The organism is Rhodococcus parequi (assembly GCF_046042785.1).
Lineage (GTDB): Bacteria > Actinomycetota > Actinomycetes > Mycobacteriales > Mycobacteriaceae > Prescottella > Prescottella parequi.
In genome coordinates this window covers 102,319-119,183 of sequence record NZ_JBDLNV010000010.1, presented here as the reverse complement: position 1 = coordinate 119,183, position 16,865 = coordinate 102,319, and the positions used below count along the sequence as shown (strand labels likewise).

Here is a 16,865-nt window from a genome sequence, read left to right as displayed (position 1 = left end):
ACGCGAGTAGGCAGGAACTCGAGGTGACCGGCAATGACAGACGTCGACTATTGCGTCGTAGGGGCCGGGTTCGCGGGACTGACCGCGGCCCTGCGCCTGAAACAGGCGGGCCGATCGGTGGTGCTGTTGGAGGCGCGGGACCGCATCGGTGGGCGCACCTTCACCGAAACGCGCGACGACGGGACCTGGATCGACCGCGGTGGAGCATGGATCGGGCCCGGCCAGGACCGCATCCGCGCGTTGATGACCGAATTCGGGGTGCCCGCCTACAAGCAGTACGTCGACGGCGACGCGATGATGATGGTCGACGGTAGGAAGTACCGTTACCAGGGCACGATTCCCATGACGATGAGTCCGTGGGCGGTCGCGAACCTCGGCACGGCGTTCCTCGAACTCGGGGAACTGTGCAAGACCATTCCGCTCGATGCGCCGTGGGAGGCGAAGCGGGCCGCCGAGTGGGACCGGATCAGCCTTGCGAAGTGGCTCGACGACAACGTGCTGTCGAAGCCTGCCCACCAGCTGCTCGAGATGGCGATCGCCGGGTGCTACACCTCGGCGGCATCCGAGGTGTCCTTCCTCTTCGTGCTGTATCAGATGGCGTCCGGCGGCGGTCCGGGGTTCGTCCTCGGAGTGGCGGACGCGGCGCAGGATTCCCGCCCGGTCGGTGGCATGGGCGCGATCTACCGGCCGATCGCCGCGGAGATCGGCCGGTCCCTGCACCTGTCGCAGCCCGTGCACACGATCACGCAGGACGATTCCGGAGTCACGCTGGCCACCGATCACGTATCGGTACGGGCCCGGCGGGCGATAGTCGCGGTGCCGCTCGCGGTGGCCGGACAGATCCGGTACGAGCCGATGCTGCCGGTGGACCGAACCTTCCTGCACCAGCGGATGCCGAGCGGCTCCATCCGCAAGATCTCGGTCGTCTACGACGAGCCGTTCTGGCGGGCCGACGGGCTGTCCGGCCAGTCCGCGGCCCCGGCGTCGTCCGCGATGGTGACGATCGACGCCGGCACCGACGCGCCGCGGCCCGGGGTGCTGTGCGTGATCGTGGAGGGTCCCCGGGCACGGGAGCTGGGCGGGCTCACCGCGTCGGAGCGCCGGACCGCCGTCGTCGAGGCCCTCGTCGAGCGGTTCGGAACCGACGCTGCCGCGCCGATCGACTACATCGAGCAGGACTGGAGCGCCGAACGCTATTCCGGCGGCGGCATGCTCAGCCACGCGCCCACCGGGGTGCTCACGGAGTTCGGTCGGGCACTGCGTCCGCCGTGCGGTCGAATCCACTGGGCGGGCACCGAGAGTTCCGCGGTCATGTGCGGGTGGGTCGACGGCGCGGTCCGCTCGGGGGAGCGTGCCGCGCGCGAGGTGGTCGCCGCCGACGACCTCGTCGGCGCCGACCGGCGCTAACCGATCCGCCCGAGCGGGAAGACCGTTCGCACGACGCTCGTGACGGTCTCCCGTGCGTGCGCCGCGCTGACGTCGTCGACCGCCGCCGTCAGCGACGTGTCGGGATAGTCGGCGTCGTCGCCGCCGTAGTCGAGGTCCTCGCGAGCGACGACCACCAACACGTAGCGGTCGTCCTCGCCGACGATGCCCGTCGACACGTGGGTCCAGCGATCGTCGATGCAGCACATCCAGCCCTGCTTGACGGCGAGCGCGGTCTCCCCGGACAGGCCGTCCGGCAGGCCGAAGCGTTGGTCGTAGCCCTCCGTCGAGGTGGCCTCCGACGCGTGGAGGTGCGCGAGGATCTCGGTGCGTCGGTCGTCGTCGAGTCCGCCGCGTCCGTCGAGCAGCCCCGCGTAGTAGTCGACGAGATCTGCGGGGGTGGTCTCGGTGTTCCACCAGTTGTCGTCGTACGGGGTGGTCGTCGCGGTGAGCCGGTAGCGGTCGACGACGTCGTCGACGATCTCGGGGCCGCCGTACTCGTTCCACAGCGTGTTCGCGGCGTCGTCGTCGGAGCGCTCGAGCATACGGCCGATCAGGTCGTGTTCCTCCGGCGTCAACACGTACTGGGCGAGCGACTCACGGAACAGCACGTCGTCGGCGATGAAGAGTTTCACGACCGAGGCGGTCGGGAACGAAGCGGCGTCCGCGACCGCGGAATACGTGCCGTCGCGGCGGTCCAGCAGCGCGATCGAGACGTCGGCGCCGCGGACCAGCGCGTCGTCGACAGCCCGGGTCATCCGCTCCTCGACAGAGGCCTCCGGCATCTCGGCAACCGCGCGAACGGTACCGGTGGACAGAGCTGCCGCCGGGTCGTTCGGGTCGTGGGTGAACATGCAGCCCCCGACCACCAGCGTGGTCGCGCAGGCCGCCGCGAGGCGCCACAGCACCCTCGCCATCGGGGTCCTCCAGGTAGATCACAGCGGGCGGCCTCGTTGCCGACGCTCACGACAGGCTAGCGGTAGGGTCGTTCGCCGTGACGACTGCTCTCAAATCTGTGAACCAGCGTATCGCCGAAGAGCTCGACGTACGGGAGGGTCAGGTCGCCGCGGCGGTTGACCTTCTCGACGGTGGGGCGACGGTTCCGTTCATCGCGCGGTACCGCAAGGAGGTCACCGGCGGTCTCGACGACGCCCAGCTGCGTCAACTCGAGGAACGCCTGCGCTATCTGCGCGAGCTCGACGAGCGCCGCGTCGCGATCCTCGAATCGATCCGGTCGCAGGACAAGCTCGACGCCCAGCTCGAGCAGCAGATCATGCTCGCCGACACCAAGGCGCGGCTCGAGGACATCTACCTGCCGTACAAGCCGAAGCGGCGCACCAAGGCTCAGATCGCGCGTGAGGCCGGCCACGAACCGGTCGCCGACGCGCTGATCGGTGATCCGACCACGGACCCCGTCGGATACACCGCCGAACAGCTCGACGGCGCCCGCGCGATCCTCGTCGAACGGTTCGCCGAGGACGCCGACCTGGTCGGTGAGCTGCGCGAGCTGATGTGGACCCGCGGGCAGATCGAGTCGACGGTCCGCAAGGGTAAGGAGACCGAGGGCGCCAAGTTCGCGGACTACTTCGAGTTCTCGGAGCCGTTCGAGAAGCTGCCCTCGCACCGGATCCTCGCGATGTTCCGCGGCGAGAAGGAGGAGATCCTCTCGCTGACCCTCGCGTCGGATCGGGAGCCGCTCGAGCCGGGGGAGACCAGCGTCTACGAGGGTCGGATCGCGTCGCGATTCGGGATCGCCGACCGCGGGCGTCCGGCCGACCGCTGGCTGCTCGACACCGTGCGGTGGGCGTGGAAGACGAAGATGCTCATCACACTGGGTATCGATACGCGCATGCGCCTGCGGCAGTCCGCCGAGAAGGACGCCGTCGACGTGTTCGCCGCCAACCTCAAGGACTTGCTGCTCGCGGCGCCGGCCGGTACCCGAGCGACGATGGGCCTGGACCCGGGCTTCCGCACCGGCACCAAGGTGGCGGTCGTCGACGCGACCGGCAAGGTCGTCGCGCACGACACGATCTACCCGCACCAGCCCCACAACAAGTGGGACCAGTCGCTCGCGACGCTCGCAGCCCTCGCCGCGAAGCACGGGGTCGACCTCGTCGCGATCGGCAACGGCACCGCATCGCGCGAGACGGATGCGCTTGCTGCCGAGCTCATCTCGAAGTTCCCCGACGCAGGGCTGACCAAGGTCATGGTGTCCGAGGCGGGAGCTTCGGTGTATTCGGCGTCGGCGTACGCGTCGCAGGAACTGCCCGATCTCGACGTCTCGATCCGCGGTGCGGTGTCGATCGCGCGGCGCCTGCAGGACCCGCTGGCCGAGCTGGTGAAGATCGACCCCAAGTCGATCGGTGTGGGCCAGTACCAGCACGACGTGTCCGAGACGATGCTGGCGCGCTCGCTGGGCGCGGTCGTCGAGGACGCCGTGAACGCGGTCGGCGTCGACGTGAACACGGCCTCGGTGCCGCTGCTGTCGCGTGTGTCGGGCATCGCCGGATCGCTTGCCGAGAGCATCGTCGCCTACCGCGACCAGAACGGCCCGTTCCGCAGCCGCAAGGGCCTCAAGGACGTGCCGCGCCTGGGCCCGAAGGCGTTCGAGCAGTGCGCCGGCTTCCTGCGGATCCCGAACGGCGACGACCCGCTCGACGCGTCCAGCGTGCATCCCGAGGCATACCCGGTGGTGCGCCGGATCGTGCAGTCATCCGGCTCGGCGGTGGGGGAGTTGATCGGCAACACGGCCGTCCTGCAGAAGCTGCGCCCGGCCGACTTCGTCGACGAGAAGTTCGGCCTCCCGACCGTCACCGACATCATCGCCGAGCTCGACAAGCCGGGCCGCGACCCGCGGCCGGAGTTCAAGACGGCCACGTTCGCTGCCGGCATCGAGAAGGTCGCGCACCTGAAGCCCGGCATGGTGCTCGAGGGTGTGGTCACGAATGTCGCCGCGTTCGGTGCCTTCGTGGACGTGGGCGTGCACCAGGACGGTTTGGTCCATGTGTCCGCGATGTCGCGCACGTTCGTCAGCGACCCGCGGGAAGTCGTCAAGTCCGGCGACGTCGTCAAGGTCAAGGTTCTCGAGGTCGACGTGGAGCGCCAGCGCATCGGTCTGACGCTGCGTCTGGACGACGAAGTCGGCGCGGCAGCCGGTCCGAAGGGTGGTCCGGGAAGCTCGGGCGGTCGGGGTCCGCGGCCGAACGGGCAGGACGGCGGCCGGCGCCGGGGCGGTCAGCGTCAGGGCGGGCAGGGCCGAGACCGTCGCGACGAGCGTCCGGCGAGCGGTTCGATGGCGGACGCGCTGCGCAAGGCCGGCTTCGGCAAGTGACACGGAGCGGCGGGCGCCCCGGCCGGACCGGGGCGCCCGCCGGCGTCAGTAGCCGCCGATGCCCTTGCCGATCAGGGACACACCGATCACGAGCAGGAGCACCGCCATCACCGCGGCGTTGTTGGCGGTGAGCCATACCTTGAGGCCCTGCAGCCACGACGTCGCCCGCTCGCGCATCGTGAAGTAGCCGATCACCGGAACGGCGACCGTGCTCGCGGCGAGGACCGTGAACACGATTCCCGTGACTGCCATCGTTCCCGCCCCGACGCCGAGCTGGGTGACCGCGACCGCGGCACCGACGATCATCAGCAGGTTCTTCGGATTGATCGCGGACAGCCCGATCCCGAGCGCGAGGGCCTTCGCGGGGGTGACCTTGTCCATCGCCGCCAGCCACGCGGGCATGGCGGGCTCGTCGCCCGGTGCCGGTCGCCCGCGCCACTGCTTGACCGCCAGCAACAGCAGGAGCACGCCGAGGACGAGACGGATCGTCGCGGTGACGGCGTTGCCGTCCGAACTCGACGACAGGTCGATCGCGCTGCCGATGAGCACGAGGACCGTGTACCCGACGGCGATCCCGAGAACCCATCCGGCGAGGAAGGCGGTAGCCGTGCTGCCGGCGCGCGGCGTGAGCAGCATCAGGATCGTTGCGATGATCGGGATCGGGCTGATCGCGACGCCGATCGCGAGGGGGAGCACGTCCCCGATGGCGGTACCCATGTTCGGATGGTGACAGAGCCGGCCGTCCGGGGACCCACCCGTGGTGGGTGAAACGCCGGATGGGACTCCGGCTTTCGCGGCGACCGCGCAGGTGGAATGCTCGTGAGCCATGCAGCCGATCGCGCCGACCCGGACCGAGTCGTTCCGTCCGCCGAAGGACATGGTGTGGATTCCCGGCGGGACGTTCTGGATGGGCTCCGAGGACTTCTATCCCGAGGAACGTCCCGTCCACGAGGTCGGAGTCGACGGATTCTGGATGGACACCCACCAGGTGACGGTCGCCGAGTTCCGGCGGTTCGTGAAGGCGACCGGTCATGTCACGACGGCCGAGGTCGCGCCCGATCCCGCCGACTATCCCGACGCGGATCCCGCTCTGCTCGTACCCGGATCGCTCGTGTTCACGCCGCCGGCGCACCCGGTGTCGCTCGACAACCATCAGCAGTGGTGGTCGTGGGTCCCCGGGGCCGACTGGCGGCACCCCGAAGGGCCGGGCAGCAACGTCGGAGGTCGGGAGCGGCATCCGGTCACCCACGTCTCCTACACGGACGCGCAGGCGTACGCCGCGTGGGCGGGCAAGGAACTGCCCACCGAGGCCGAGTGGGAATTCGCGGCGCGCGGCGGCCTCGATCGCAAGACGTTCTCGTGGGGCGACGAGTTCACCCCGAACGGCAGGCACCAGGCCAACACGTGGCAGGGACAGTTCCCGTGGGAGAACCTCGCGGAGGACGGCTTCGTCGGCACGTCGCCGGTCGGGACGTTTCGGCCCAACGGCTACGGCCTCGTCGACGTCGCGGGCAACGTGTGGGAGTGGACCACCGACTTCCACACCGCCGACCACAGCGCGTCCGGGAAGAACGTCGCCCCCGCGTCGTCGTGTTGCATTCCCCGCAACCCGAGGGTCGAGATCGGCGAGGTGCGGGACGGCGAGGCGTACCCGAGGCGGGTCATCAAGGGCGGGTCGCACCTCTGCGCCCCCAACTACTGCCTGCGCTATCGGCCCGCCGCCCGTCAGGGTGAGACCGAGGAGACGTCCACCTGCCACATCGGCTTCCGGTGCATCGTCCGCGGACCGGGACCGTCCTGATGCAGCACTGGCTGGATCGGGAGATCGTCGCCAACGGTCGCCTGCCCCTGCTCTTCTTCCTGATCGGTTTCCTGCTCGCCTTCCTCTTCATCCGGATCAGCGTCCGGATGATCCGGGCCGAGGTGAGCTGGTGGCCGGGCAACATCACGCCCGGTGGTCAGCACATCCACCATGTCGTGTTCGGGGTCGTGACGATGTTCGCGTCCGGGATCGCGCTGATCGCGGTGTACGAGGATGCGTCGCAGAGCAGTGGGGCGATCCTGGCGACGTTCTTCGGGATCGGTTCGGCGCTGGTGCTCGACGAGTTCGCGCTGATCTTCTATCTCAAGGACGTGTACTGGTCCGACCAGGGGCGGGCCTCGGTCGACGCCGTGTTCGTGGCGCTGGCCGTCACCGGGCTGCTGCTGCTCGGGTTCCAGCCGCTGGAACTGCTCGACATCACCGAGTGGCGCGAGAATCCGCACGTCGGCGTCCGGGCCGCGCTCGTGGGACTCGTGGTCGCGAACCTGGGCCTGGCCGCCATCGTCATCGCCAAGGGCAAGATCTGGACCGGGCTGGTGGGACTGTTCGTCTTCCCGATCCTGTTGGTCGGGGCGATCCGACTGAGCCGGCCCGGCGCGCCGTGGGCGCGGTGGCGATACGTCGCCCGGCCGCGCCGCATGCAGCGCGCGTTGGAACGGGAGAAACGATTCCGGCGGCCGATCATTCGCGCGAAGATCTACGTGCAGGACCTCGTCGCCGGTAAACCGAGCGTTGAACACGCCCTCACCGCGACCGAGGCGGAGCTGGAACGGATAGTCCAGGCCGCGCCGGCGCCGATTTCCGCGCACGGCGAGGCGTCTGGCACAATGGTCGGGTTGCCTGGCGAAGGCGACTCAACTTGATCTGAGCACGAACCAGTCGAGCTACCGCCGCTCGGTTCCTCTGCTCCTGCGAAAACGCAAGGATGGAACACCCATGAACACCTTGGATTTCCTCGACGCCAAGTCCCTCCGCAACGACATTCCGGAGTTCCGCGCCGGTGACACCCTGAACGTGCACGTCAAGGTTATCGAGGGCTCGAAGGAGCGCGTGCAGGTCTTCAAGGGCGTCGTGATCCGTCGCCAGGGTGGCGGCGTGCGCGAGACCTTCACGGTCCGCAAGGTCTCGTTCGGCGTCGGCGTCGAGCGCACCTTCCCGGTCCACAGCCCCAACCTCGCTCAGATCGAGGTCCTCACCCGCGGTGACGTCCGTCGCGCCAAGCTGTACTACCTGCGCGACCTCCGCGGCAAGGCTGCGAAGATCAAGGAAAAGCGCTGAGCTTCGACGCTCCGAGCTTCTTCGATTGGCCCGGCACCGTTTTCACGCGGTGTCGGGCTAATCTGTCTCAGTGGCAGATGCACCGCAGGACCCGGACGTGACGCCGGACGCGACCGAGCAGGAGCAGACCGGGGGGAAGTCCCGCAGGCGTAGGGGGAAAGACAAGAAACCCCGATCGTTCTGGCGCGAGATCCCGATCCTCATCGTCGTCGCGCTGCTGTTGAGTTTCCTTCTGCAGACGTTCATCGCCCGGGTCTATCTAATTCCGTCGGAGTCGATGGAGCCGACGCTGCACGGGTGCCCCGGATGTACCGGTGACCGCATCGTCGTCGAGAAGATCAGCTACCGCTTCGGTGACCCGGAGCCCGGCGACGTCGTCGTCTTCCGCGGACCGGAGTCGTGGTCGGAGGGGTACTCGTCGACGCGCTCGGACAATGTCGTGATTCGCGGCCTGCAGGAGGTGGGTTCGTTGGTCGGCCTGGTGCCTCCGGACGAGAACGATCTCGTCAAGCGCGTCATCGCGACGGGCGGGCAGACCGTCGAGTGCTGCGACGATCAGGGCCGCGTACTGGTCGACGGCAAGCCGCTCGACGAGCCGTACATCACGATGGATTTCCCGTTTATCCCCGGAGTCCAGACGTGCGACACCGCCGTGAAGTCCGGACGCTGCTTCGGCCCGGTCACCGTCCCCGAGGGACACCTGTGGGTGATGGGCGACAACCGCAGCAACTCCGCGGACTCTCGCTACCACGTCTCCGACGAGATGCAGGGCACCATTCCGGTGGACAATGTGATCGGTAAGGCGACATTCATCGTCCTGCCGCCGTCCCGCTGGGGATCGATCCCATCCCCCGACATCCAACAGCAGTGAGTACCTGGCCACCGAGAACCGTCATTCGCAGAGCATCCGGCTTGCGAACGATGGAGTCTGCGCTGGTCCGGAGCGGACTCGGGCCGGTCGCCGGCGTGGACGAGGCCGGTCGGGGCGCGTGCGCGGGACCACTGGTCGTCGCGGCATGCGTCCTGGGGCCCAAGCCCAACCCGGCGCTCGCGCGACTCGACGACTCGAAGAAGCTGACCGAGAAGGTGCGGGAAGAGCTGTTCCCGGCGATCACGCGCCTCGCTGTCGCATGGAGTGTCGTGGAGATCCCCGCGGCGGAGATCGACCGGATCGGTGTCCACGTCGCGAACATCGAGGGCATGCGCCGCGCGGTCGCGGGGTTGTCCGTCGCGCCGGGCTACGTGCTCACCGACGGCTTCCGGGTGCCCGGGCTGCCGGCGCCGTCGCTCCCGGTGATCGGCGGCGACGCGTCGGCCGCGTGTATCGCCGCGGCCAGCATCCTCGCCAAGGTCACCCGTGACCGGACGATGGTGGCGCTCGACGACGAACTGCCCGGATACGGCTTCGCCGGCCACAAGGGTTACAGCACCGCGGTGCATACGGCCGCTCTGAACGAGTTGGGTCCGTGCCGCGAGCACCGGATGTCCTATGCGAACGTAGCCGCGGCCGGGCGCGCGTTCGAGGCGGCGGAGGGCCGCGCGTTCGGTGCGACGGGGTAGGTACGAGATGATGAGTGTTCACAACAACGCAGGAGGACGTCGAGGCCGATGAGTGCCGAGGATCTCGAGAAGTACGAAACCGAGATGGAACTGTCGCTGTACCGCGAGTACCGGGACATCGTCGGGCAGTTCTCGTACGTCGTGGAGACCGAGCGCCGGTTCTATCTCGCGAACTCTGTGGAATTGCTGCCGCACAGCGCCGACGGCGAGATCTACTTCGAGGTGCGGATGTCCGACGCGTGGGTGTGGGACATGTACCGGCCGGCCCGGTTCGTGAAGTACGTGCGAGTCATCACGTTCAAGGACGTGAACATCGAGGAGTTGGAGAAGTCCGACCTCCGGTTGCCGGACAACGGACTGGGGTAGACCGAGAGCTGCCGGAGGCCGCGCACCCCGAACGGGGCGCGCGGCCTCCGCGTTCCCAGGGAACGCCGCTCGGTGCTTCCGTTCTTCCACAGCTCCTCGTCCATCCACAGGGCAATCGTGTTCGCCCAGTTCGGGCTTCGAGGGTGTGGGCGTGAGCGGGCACAGTCGGCGTCACCGGCGGGAGGTTCCGGCCGGGTGAGGGGGATGCCCGGATGGCACGCAATCTCGCGCTGGGCGCGATGGGGGAGGAGCTGGCGGCATCGGTCTTGACCGCGGCCGGCATGCAGATCCTCGACCGCAACTGGCGGTGCCGCCACGGCGAGCTGGACCTGGTGGCGGTGGACGGCGACACCGTCGTGTTCGTGGAGGTGAAGACGCGGTCGGGCCTGGGATACGGCAGCCCGGCGGAAGCGGTCACGTACGCCAAGCAGCGGCGCATCCGGATGCTCGCCCAGCGCTGGCTCGCCGCGTCGGACCGGCATTGGCCGCACGTGCGGTTCGACGTCGTCGCGATCCTCGTCGATCGGCGACGCGAACCCGAGATCACCCACCTGACGGCGGTGTTCTGATGGCACTCGGGCGCGCACACTCGGTCGCGGTCACCGGGGTCGACGGACAGATCGTGGAGATCGAGGCGGACATCGGACGCGGGCTGCCGGGCGTACACCTCGTGGGGCTGCCGGACACGGCGCTGCAGGAGTCGCGGGACCGGGTGCGGGCCGCGGTCACCAATTCGGGTGCGAAGTGGCCGGAATCGCGCGTGACTCTGGCACTGTCGCCCGCGACGTTGCCCAAGGTCGGGAGCGTGTACGACCTGGCCCTCGCGTGCGCCGTGCTCGACGCCGCGCGTCAGATCCCGCGCACGCGACTCGAGAACACCGTGTTGCTGGGCGAACTGGCGCTCGACGGACGACTCCGGACGGTGCGCGGGGTGTTGCCCGCGGTGCTCGCCGCGAAGAACGCGGGCTGGGCGGCGGTGGTGGTGCCGCTGCCGGCGCTGCCCGAGGCGGGACTGGTCGGCGGGATCGAGGTGTGGGGCGCGGATCACCTGACCGCGGTCACCGAGTGGCTGCAGGGCAAGGGGCAGTTGGCCGCCCCGGCACCGTTCGACGCGGGAACCAGCTCGCCGCGAGGCGACCTCAGCGAGGTGGTCGGCCAGCCGGAGGCCCGGTGGGCGATCGAGGTCGCGGCCGCCGGAGCGCACCATCTGATGTTGACCGGCCCACCCGGGATCGGGAAGACGATGCTTGCACAACGACTTCCGGGCATCCTGCCGCCGCTGTCGGATCCCGAAGCACTGGAGGTCACGGCGATCCACTCGCTCGCGGGTCTGCTGACGTCGGATCGTCCGCTCGTAACCGAGCCGCCGTTCATCGCGCCGCACCACACGTCGTCGGTGAGCGCGCTCGTCGGCGGCGGCAGCGGAATGGCCAAACCCGGCGCAGTCAGCCGGGCACACCGCGGAATCCTGTTCCTCGACGAGTGTGCCGAGATGGGGACCAAGGCGCTCGAGGCGCTGCGGACGCCGCTCGAGGACGGCGAGGTGCGGATCGCGCGGCGCGACGGTGTCGCCCGGTATCCCGCGCGGTTCCAGCTGGTGCTCGCCGCCAATCCGTGTCCGTGTGCGCCGGCACGGGAAGTCGACTGCGTCTGCGCGCCGACGGTCCGTCGCCGCTACCTGGGGCGTCTGTCGGGCCCCCTCCTCGACCGGGTGGACCTGCGGATCCGGATGAAGGCCGTGGCCACCGGAGCGCTGATGGACGGGGTGGGCGAGAGCACGGACGAGGTGCGCAGCCGAGTCTGCGACGCCCGAACCGCCGCCACCGAACGCTGGCGGCCCTACGGATGGCGCACCAACGCGGAGGTGCCGGGGCCGGCCCTGCGACAACGCTTCCGGCTGTCCCGCGAGGCCGTCGCGCCCCTCGAACGGTTGCTGCGCAAGGGCGTGATCACCGCCCGCGGCGCCGACCGTGCGCTCCGCGTGGCCTGGACACTCGCCGATCTTGCCGGTCTGGGGGCACCGGGGCCCGACCAGGTCACCACGGCCCTCGAGTTCCGCGACCGGGGTGCGGCATGACGGGGCACGACCCGCGGCTGCTGGCCTGGGCGTACCTGTCGAAGGTGGTGCAGGGATCGTGTCCGCCGCTGGCACAGCTGGTGACGGCGGTGGGGCCGGTGGACGCCGCGAGGGCGGTCCGGGAGCGCGACCTGTCGAGCTTCCTGGATCGGCGGACGTCGGCGCGGGCGCACCTCGACACCGCGGCGCGCGACCTGGACCTGCTGCGGTCGATGGGGGGTCGCCTCGTCACCCCGGACGACGACGAGTGGCCGCGATGGCGGCTGCTCGCCTTCGACACACTCGGGACAGGTCGTGACGACGGCGCACCGTTGGCGCTGTGGGTGCTCGGCGATCGGCCGGTGGACGAGTTGACGGCGCGGTCGGTGGCGGTGGTGGGAACGCGTGCGGCCAGTTCGTACGGGGAGCACGTGACCGCCGAACTGGCCGGTGACCTCGCGGCCGACGGGTGGACGATCGTGTCGGGCGCGGCTTTCGGGATCGATGCGGCGGCGCACCGGGCCGCGCTCGGATCGGGCGGGCTGACCGTTGCGGTGCTGGCGTGCGGCGTGGACCGCGCCTATCCGGCCGGACACGGACGGCTATTGCAGCAGATCGCCCGCGACGGTGCGGTGATCAGCGAGTACCCGCCCGGGACGACACCGGCCCGGTACCGGTTCCTGGCCCGAAACCGCTTGGTGGCCGGGCTGTCCGAGGCGGTCGTCGTCGTCGAGGCGGGCTGGCGCAGTGGGGCCCGGAACACGGCGACGTGGGGTCGGCGGCTGGGGCGTCCAGTGCTCGCGGTGCCGGGGCCGGTGACGTCGGCGGCGTCGACCGGGTGTCATCGGATGATCCGGGAGGGAGAGGCTCGGCTGATCGCCGGCGCCGCGGATGTCGTGGAGGAAGCCGGGCCGATCGGGGTGGACGGCGACGACAGCGGACCGGCCCGCGCCCTGGACGTTCTCGACGGTGACGCGGCGACGGTGTACGAGGCGCTGCCGGCGAGTGGAACGTGCGGCACGCGCGAGCTGTCGGAGGAGTCCGGCGTTCCAGTCGGCCGGGTGCGCGCGCTCCTGCCGGTACTCGAGTTGGACGGGTTCGTCGGTTCGGACGATTCGGGTTGGTTCCGGCGCGGATGAGTGCGGACCCGTCAGGCCTCGCGCATCATCACGTCCTTGATGCGCTGGATGCGATCGGGGTCGGATGTGTCGCCGGTGCGTCCCACGAGCGTCGTCAGCGTGGTCACGACCGGCGCCCCGGAATCGTCGAGAACCTCGTTCTTCGTCACGATGATGTCGCTGCCGGCGGTCTGGCGGAACGATTCCAGCGAGACGTCGACCGTCAGGCGGTCCCCGGCCCGGATCGGGCGGTGGAACACGAGTTTCTGGTCCGTCTGCAGAATCTGGCTGAGATCGAAGCCGGGAACGATCTGTTCGAAGAGGTACTTCTGGGCGATCATCCCGATCACCGACACGAATGTGAGCGGCGCGACGAGGGCAGCATGGCCGAGTTCCAGGGCGGCCACCTCGTCGTAGTGAGCGGGATGAGAGTTCTGCACCGCGATCGCGTACTCGCGAACCTTCTCCCGGCCGACCTCGTAGAAGTCCGGCATGCGGTAGCTGTAGCCGACCAGGCGCTCGGCGCGCGCTGCACGGTCTTCGGTCGACTCCGCTGGTCGGGTCACCCCATGAGTGTGACGGAAAATTGCTCGCGGTAGCCGATATCGGGCAGATACGTGTCGCCCCGACCGCATCGTTTCCCCTGGGAAACGGACATCCGGCTGCTGGGCGACGAGGCGTGCCGCGTCGGGTCCTGCGATCGCCTAAAGTCGCGTCATGGCTACCGTCTGGACCGTCCCCGATGACATCACCCGTGTGCTCCTGGCTGCGCCGGGAATCCGCGACTTCCTCACGAATGCCGAGGGAAGCGGAGTGGTGAGCGATCCCAAGGTCCGGCTCGCCGAGTTCGCCGCGGTGGTCGGCGCGCTCGGAAACAATGCGGGGCGGACGTTCAGCACGGTGCGCGACGCGGCCGGTGTCCTGTTCGAGGGCCCCGCAGTCGGGGGTGTCGTCGTCTCCGACGCCCTGCGTCTCGCGGTGATGCGGGTGCTCACCGCCGAGGCGCGGGAGCGGAAGCCGGCGCCGAACCCGCTCTCTCCCCGCGTCGTCGAGAACCTCGGGTTGTACGTGTACGCGTTGCGGGATCCTCGGAACCAGTCGATCTTCTATGTCGGTGTCGGGCGCGGCAACAAGATCTACTCGCACGACTGGGACGCGCTGGGGGAGGCCGGGACCCTCGATTCCGAGTCCGTCGGGGATCCGGATCGCGACGAGGCGCGCCGCGCCTGGATCCAGCGCATCCGCGACATCTACGCGGCCGGACACTCGGTGGACCACATCGTGTTGCGGCACCGGATCGAGAACGCCCACGATGCGACCGCGGAGGCGCGGGAGGCGGTTCACGTCGTCACCGATGCGCTCCGTCTGCTCGAACGGGGCACCGGCAATCCGATTCTCACGAACCTGGCGGGTGAGCCGGTCGACCTGGAACGTCGCGCGATGTCGGTGGAGGAACTGGCGGTGCAGTACTCGGCGTCGCCGGCGCCCCAGCTTCCGGTCCCGGGCGCGCTGGTGCGGGTGCCGGCCGCGGCCCATCGGTCACTGTCCGCCGAGGATCTGTACGAGGCGGCGCGTGGCCCCTGGCCCGCCGGTGCGGCGGCGCGCAACGTCCCGGACCTGCCCGTGATCGTGTTCGCCGACAACATCGTTCGTGCCGTGTACCGGGTGCGTTCCTGGAATCAGGTGGGAGCGAACGCGGATCAGCTGTTCCGATTCACGGGCGAGGCGGATCCCGAACTCGAGGCCGCGTTCGTGGGCACTCGGGTGACGCCGGATCGGGCCGGGCTCAAGGTGTGGCCCACGCACGGTTGGGTGCAGCGTCTCACGACGGCGCGTCCGCACGGGCGCTGAGTGCCCGACACTCCGCGACAGTCTATGGTTAGGTAACGCTAACCATAGACTGTTTGTGATTTCGAGGAGTGTGGCAGTGGCCAGGAAGACGTCGACGTTGACGGTGGTGCGAACCGAGCGGATCGCGCCGCACATGGTGCGGGTCGTGCTGGGAGATCCCGGCTTCGACACCTTCGAACCGTCCGAGTTCTCCGACTCCTACGTCAAGATCGAGTTCGGCACGGGCGAGGACACGGTGCTCCGCACCTACACGGTCCGGGCCGTCGACCCGGCCGCGCGGGAGATCGCGATCGACTTCGTCGTGCACGGCGACGAGGGTGTCGCCGGGCCGTGGGCCGCGTCGGTGCAGCCGGGCGCGACGGTCACCGTGCGCGGCCCGGGTGGGGCGTATGCGCCGCGCCCGGACGCCGACTGGCACCTCATCGCGGGCGACGAGTCTGCGCTGCCGGCAATCTCGACGGCCGTTGCGGCGCTCGCCCCCGACGCGGTTGCCAAGGTCTTCGTCGAGGTGGCCGACGCGGACGACGAGATCGAGTTGCCGGCCGGGGCGGGCGTCGACGTCACCTGGATCCACCGCGGCGCCCCGTCGGACTCGGCGGGGGACGACATCGCCGGGGTGAACGCGCCGCTCGTGTCGGCGGTCCGCGCGATGCCGTGGCTGCCCGGCGACGTCCATGTCTTCATCCATGGTGAGGCCGAGGCAGTCATGCACGGCCTGCGTCCCTACGTCCGCAAGGAGCGCGGGGTACCCGCGGCGTCGGCCTCGATCTCCGGGTACTGGCGACGCGGCCGCACCGAGGAGGGCTTCCGGGTCTGGAAGTCGGAGCTGGCGGCAGCGGAGGCGACCGCGAACTGAGTGCGCCCCGGTCCGCGCCTACGCGGTGCGGGCCAGGGTATTCAGGGCGGTCATCGCGACGGCGCCCGAGACGACGATCGCGATCGCCATCGGTGCTGCGGTGCCGCCGATCCCGACCAGTGGCGACACGATGGCGGCGAGCCCGAACTGGCAGGCGCCCATCAGTGCCGATCCGGTGCCGGCGGCGTCCGGGACCTGTCCCTGAGCCAGTGCGGTGGCATTGCCCATGATGAAGCCGATGCTCGTGACCACGCCGAACAGCAGCGGCAGGACCAGCCAGATCCGGGTGCCGCCGAGCGTGGTCGCGAGCAGGAGCAGCACGCCCGAGGTGAGCAGCAGACCGACGCCGAACGTCAGGAGCTGCCGGGCCTGGTACGTCCCGATGAGCTTGGTGTTGACGATGCTTCCCGTGACGATGCCCGCCGAGTTGATCGCGAAGACGATCGAGAACTGACCGGGGGACAGGCCCATCACCTCCTGGATGACGAACGACGACGCCGAGATGTACGAGAACAGCGCACCGAAGCCGAACGCGAAGGTCAGGAGGTAGCCCACGTAGACGCGGTTGCGCACCACATAGGTCATGTTCCGCGTCAGCGCCGTCAGGCCACCGCCGTGTCGGCGTTCCTTCGGCAGGGTCTCGGGGACCAGGAACAACACGCCCACGAACATGACGATCGACGCGCCGGCCAGGACCCAGAAGATGCCGCGCCACCCGATCGGGCCGAGCAGCGCGCCGCCCATCAAGGGGGCTACCACGGGGGCGACGCCGCCGATGATCATCATGATGCTGAACAACCGGGCCGCGACGTCGCCCTTCGCTCGGTCCGCGATCACGGCGCGCGCCAACACGATTCCGGCGCCGCCGCTGAAACCCTGGAGCAGGCGTGCCGCGATCAGGATCTCCACGGTGGGCGCGATCGCGCACAGCACTCCGCTGATCGCGCACAGCACGGTCCCGACGATGAGCAGCTTCCGTCTGCCGAGGCCGTCGGACAGCGGTCCGACGATCAACTGGCCCACACCGAGTCCGGCCATGAAGGTGGCGAGCGTCAGCTGCACGCTCGTGTCCGACGTGTCGAGCGCGCCGGTCATCGACGGCAGCGCCGGGAGATACATGTCGGTGGCCAGCGGAGCGATCGCCGACAGCAGGGCCAGAACGCACAACATGGGAAGGGGAATCGCTCGTTTCACGCGAGAAC

At 69.4% G+C, this 16,865-nt stretch carries 17 protein-coding genes; 13 read left to right on the top strand and 4 right to left on the bottom strand.

Annotated elements, in window-relative coordinates; all coding sequences use genetic code 11:
- Nucleotides 1-33 precede the first annotated feature (33 nt).
- Nucleotides 34-1,407, top strand: coding sequence for a flavin monoamine oxidase family protein (locus ABEU20_RS23995; protein WP_420166889.1), 1,374 nt, complete (start codon nucleotides 34-36; stop codon nucleotides 1,405-1,407).
- Here the strand turns inward: ABEU20_RS23995 and ABEU20_RS23990 are convergent.
- Nucleotides 1,404-2,342 (bottom strand): serine hydrolase, encoded by a 939-nt coding sequence (locus tag ABEU20_RS23990; protein WP_420166888.1) that lies wholly within the window; start codon nucleotides 2,340-2,342, stop codon nucleotides 1,404-1,406. The genes ABEU20_RS23995 and ABEU20_RS23990 overlap by 4 nt on opposite strands.
- Nucleotides 2,343-2,419: 77 nt before the next feature.
- Here ABEU20_RS23990 and ABEU20_RS23985 point away from each other — a divergent pair, with 77 nt between their 5' ends.
- Nucleotides 2,420-4,756 carry a Tex family protein gene (locus tag ABEU20_RS23985; RefSeq protein ID WP_420166887.1) on the top strand — a complete coding sequence of 779 codons (2,337 nt, stop codon included), beginning with the start codon at nucleotides 2,420-2,422 and terminating at the stop codon, nucleotides 4,754-4,756.
- A gap of 45 nt (nucleotides 4,757-4,801) precedes the next feature.
- On the opposite strand, the gene ABEU20_RS23980 is transcribed toward ABEU20_RS23985, so the two are convergent.
- Nucleotides 4,802-5,473 carry a GAP family protein gene (locus ABEU20_RS23980; RefSeq protein WP_420166886.1) on the bottom strand — a complete coding sequence of 224 codons (672 nt, stop codon included), beginning with the start codon at nucleotides 5,471-5,473 and terminating at the stop codon, nucleotides 4,802-4,804.
- A 109-nt stretch (nucleotides 5,474-5,582) separates the two neighbouring features.
- On the opposite strand from ABEU20_RS23980, the gene ABEU20_RS23975 reads away from it, so the two are divergent.
- From ABEU20_RS23975 to dprA, 9 genes are all read left to right on the top strand, one after another.
- Entirely contained in the window at nucleotides 5,583-6,557 is a 975-nt protein-coding gene (locus ABEU20_RS23975) for a formylglycine-generating enzyme family protein (protein WP_420166885.1), read from the top strand.
- Entirely contained in the window at nucleotides 6,557-7,441 is an 885-nt protein-coding gene (locus ABEU20_RS23970; protein WP_420166884.1) for a hypothetical protein, read from the top strand. The genes ABEU20_RS23975 and ABEU20_RS23970 overlap by 1 nt, the downstream gene beginning before the upstream one ends.
- A 73-nt stretch (nucleotides 7,442-7,514) precedes the next feature.
- Nucleotides 7,515-7,856, top strand: a complete 342-nt coding sequence (gene rplS, locus ABEU20_RS23965; RefSeq protein ID WP_420166883.1) for a 50S ribosomal protein L19 — start codon at nucleotides 7,515-7,517, stop codon at nucleotides 7,854-7,856.
- A gap of 97 nt (nucleotides 7,857-7,953) precedes the next feature.
- Nucleotides 7,954-8,727 (top strand): signal peptidase I, encoded by a 774-nt coding sequence (gene lepB / locus ABEU20_RS23960; protein ID WP_420166926.1) that lies wholly within the window; start codon nucleotides 7,954-7,956, stop codon nucleotides 8,725-8,727.
- On the top strand, nucleotides 8,724-9,416 hold the full coding sequence (locus tag ABEU20_RS23955; RefSeq protein WP_420166882.1) for a ribonuclease HII: 693 nt from the start codon (nucleotides 8,724-8,726) through the stop codon (nucleotides 9,414-9,416). Before lepB ends, ABEU20_RS23955 begins: the two co-directional genes overlap by 4 nt.
- Nucleotides 9,417-9,464: 48 nt before the next feature.
- On the top strand, nucleotides 9,465-9,782 hold the full coding sequence (locus tag ABEU20_RS23950) for a DUF2469 domain-containing protein (RefSeq protein ID WP_005513927.1): 318 nt from the start codon (nucleotides 9,465-9,467) through the stop codon (nucleotides 9,780-9,782).
- 212 nt (nucleotides 9,783-9,994) lie between these two features.
- The gene (locus ABEU20_RS23945; RefSeq protein WP_420166881.1) at nucleotides 9,995-10,351 is read left to right on the top strand and encodes a YraN family protein; all 357 of its coding nucleotides are present in this window, start codon (nucleotides 9,995-9,997) and stop codon (nucleotides 10,349-10,351) included.
- A complete protein-coding gene (locus ABEU20_RS23940) occupies nucleotides 10,351-11,859 on the top strand; it encodes a YifB family Mg chelatase-like AAA ATPase (RefSeq protein ID WP_420166880.1) in 1,509 nt (502 codons plus the stop codon). Before ABEU20_RS23945 ends, ABEU20_RS23940 begins: the two co-directional genes overlap by 1 nt.
- Nucleotides 11,856-12,977: a DNA-processing protein DprA gene (gene dprA / locus ABEU20_RS23935; protein WP_420166879.1), complete on the top strand. Its 1,122-nt coding sequence runs from the start codon at nucleotides 11,856-11,858 to the stop codon at nucleotides 12,975-12,977. The genes ABEU20_RS23940 and dprA overlap by 4 nt, the downstream gene beginning before the upstream one ends.
- Before the next feature lie 11 nt (nucleotides 12,978-12,988).
- Here dprA and hadA read toward each other — a convergent pair whose 3' ends face one another.
- A complete protein-coding gene (gene hadA, locus ABEU20_RS23930; protein ID WP_420166878.1) occupies nucleotides 12,989-13,522 on the bottom strand; it encodes a (3R)-hydroxyacyl-ACP dehydratase subunit HadA in 534 nt (177 codons plus the stop codon).
- A 151-nt stretch (nucleotides 13,523-13,673) separates the two neighbouring features.
- On the opposite strand from hadA, the gene ABEU20_RS23925 reads away from it, so the two are divergent.
- Both ABEU20_RS23925 and ABEU20_RS23920 read left to right on the top strand, forming a co-directional pair.
- A complete protein-coding gene (locus tag ABEU20_RS23925; RefSeq protein ID WP_420166877.1) occupies nucleotides 13,674-14,807 on the top strand; it encodes a GIY-YIG nuclease family protein in 1,134 nt (377 codons plus the stop codon).
- Between the two features lie 76 nt (nucleotides 14,808-14,883).
- Nucleotides 14,884-15,663 (top strand): siderophore-interacting protein, encoded by a 780-nt coding sequence (locus tag ABEU20_RS23920; protein WP_420166876.1) that lies wholly within the window; start codon nucleotides 14,884-14,886, stop codon nucleotides 15,661-15,663.
- A gap of 18 nt (nucleotides 15,664-15,681) precedes the next feature.
- Here ABEU20_RS23920 and ABEU20_RS23915 read toward each other — a convergent pair whose 3' ends face one another.
- Entirely contained in the window at nucleotides 15,682-16,833 is a 1,152-nt protein-coding gene (locus ABEU20_RS23915; RefSeq protein ID WP_420166925.1) for a multidrug effflux MFS transporter, read from the bottom strand.
- Nucleotides 16,834-16,865 lie beyond the last annotated feature (32 nt).

Excerpts from the sequence above, each read along its gene's own strand:
- ABEU20_RS23995 (WP_420166889.1), top strand. The coding sequence starts at position 34 with ATGACAGACGTCGACTATTGCGTCGTAGGGGCCGGGTTCGCGGGACTG.
- ABEU20_RS23990 (WP_420166888.1), bottom strand. The coding sequence starts at position 2,342 with ATGGCGAGGGTGCTGTGGCGCCTCGCGGCGGCCTGCGCGACCACGCTG.
- ABEU20_RS23980 (WP_420166886.1), bottom strand. The coding sequence starts at position 5,473 with ATGGGTACCGCCATCGGGGACGTGCTCCCCCTCGCGATCGGCGTCGCG.
- ABEU20_RS23975 (WP_420166885.1), top strand. The coding sequence starts at position 5,583 with ATGCAGCCGATCGCGCCGACCCGGACCGAGTCGTTCCGTCCGCCGAAG.
- ABEU20_RS23970 (WP_420166884.1), top strand. The coding sequence starts at position 6,557 with ATGCAGCACTGGCTGGATCGGGAGATCGTCGCCAACGGTCGCCTGCCC.
- rplS (WP_420166883.1), top strand. The coding sequence starts at position 7,515 with ATGAACACCTTGGATTTCCTCGACGCCAAGTCCCTCCGCAACGACATT.
- ABEU20_RS23950 (WP_005513927.1), top strand. The coding sequence starts at position 9,465 with ATGAGTGCCGAGGATCTCGAGAAGTACGAAACCGAGATGGAACTGTCG.
- ABEU20_RS23945 (WP_420166881.1), top strand. The coding sequence starts at position 9,995 with ATGGCACGCAATCTCGCGCTGGGCGCGATGGGGGAGGAGCTGGCGGCA.
- ABEU20_RS23940 (WP_420166880.1), top strand. The coding sequence starts at position 10,351 with ATGGCACTCGGGCGCGCACACTCGGTCGCGGTCACCGGGGTCGACGGA.
- dprA (WP_420166879.1), top strand. The coding sequence starts at position 11,856 with ATGACGGGGCACGACCCGCGGCTGCTGGCCTGGGCGTACCTGTCGAAG.
- ABEU20_RS23925 (WP_420166877.1), top strand. The coding sequence starts at position 13,674 with ATGGCTACCGTCTGGACCGTCCCCGATGACATCACCCGTGTGCTCCTG.
- ABEU20_RS23915 (WP_420166925.1), bottom strand. The coding sequence starts at position 16,833 with ATGTTGTGCGTTCTGGCCCTGCTGTCGGCGATCGCTCCGCTGGCCACC.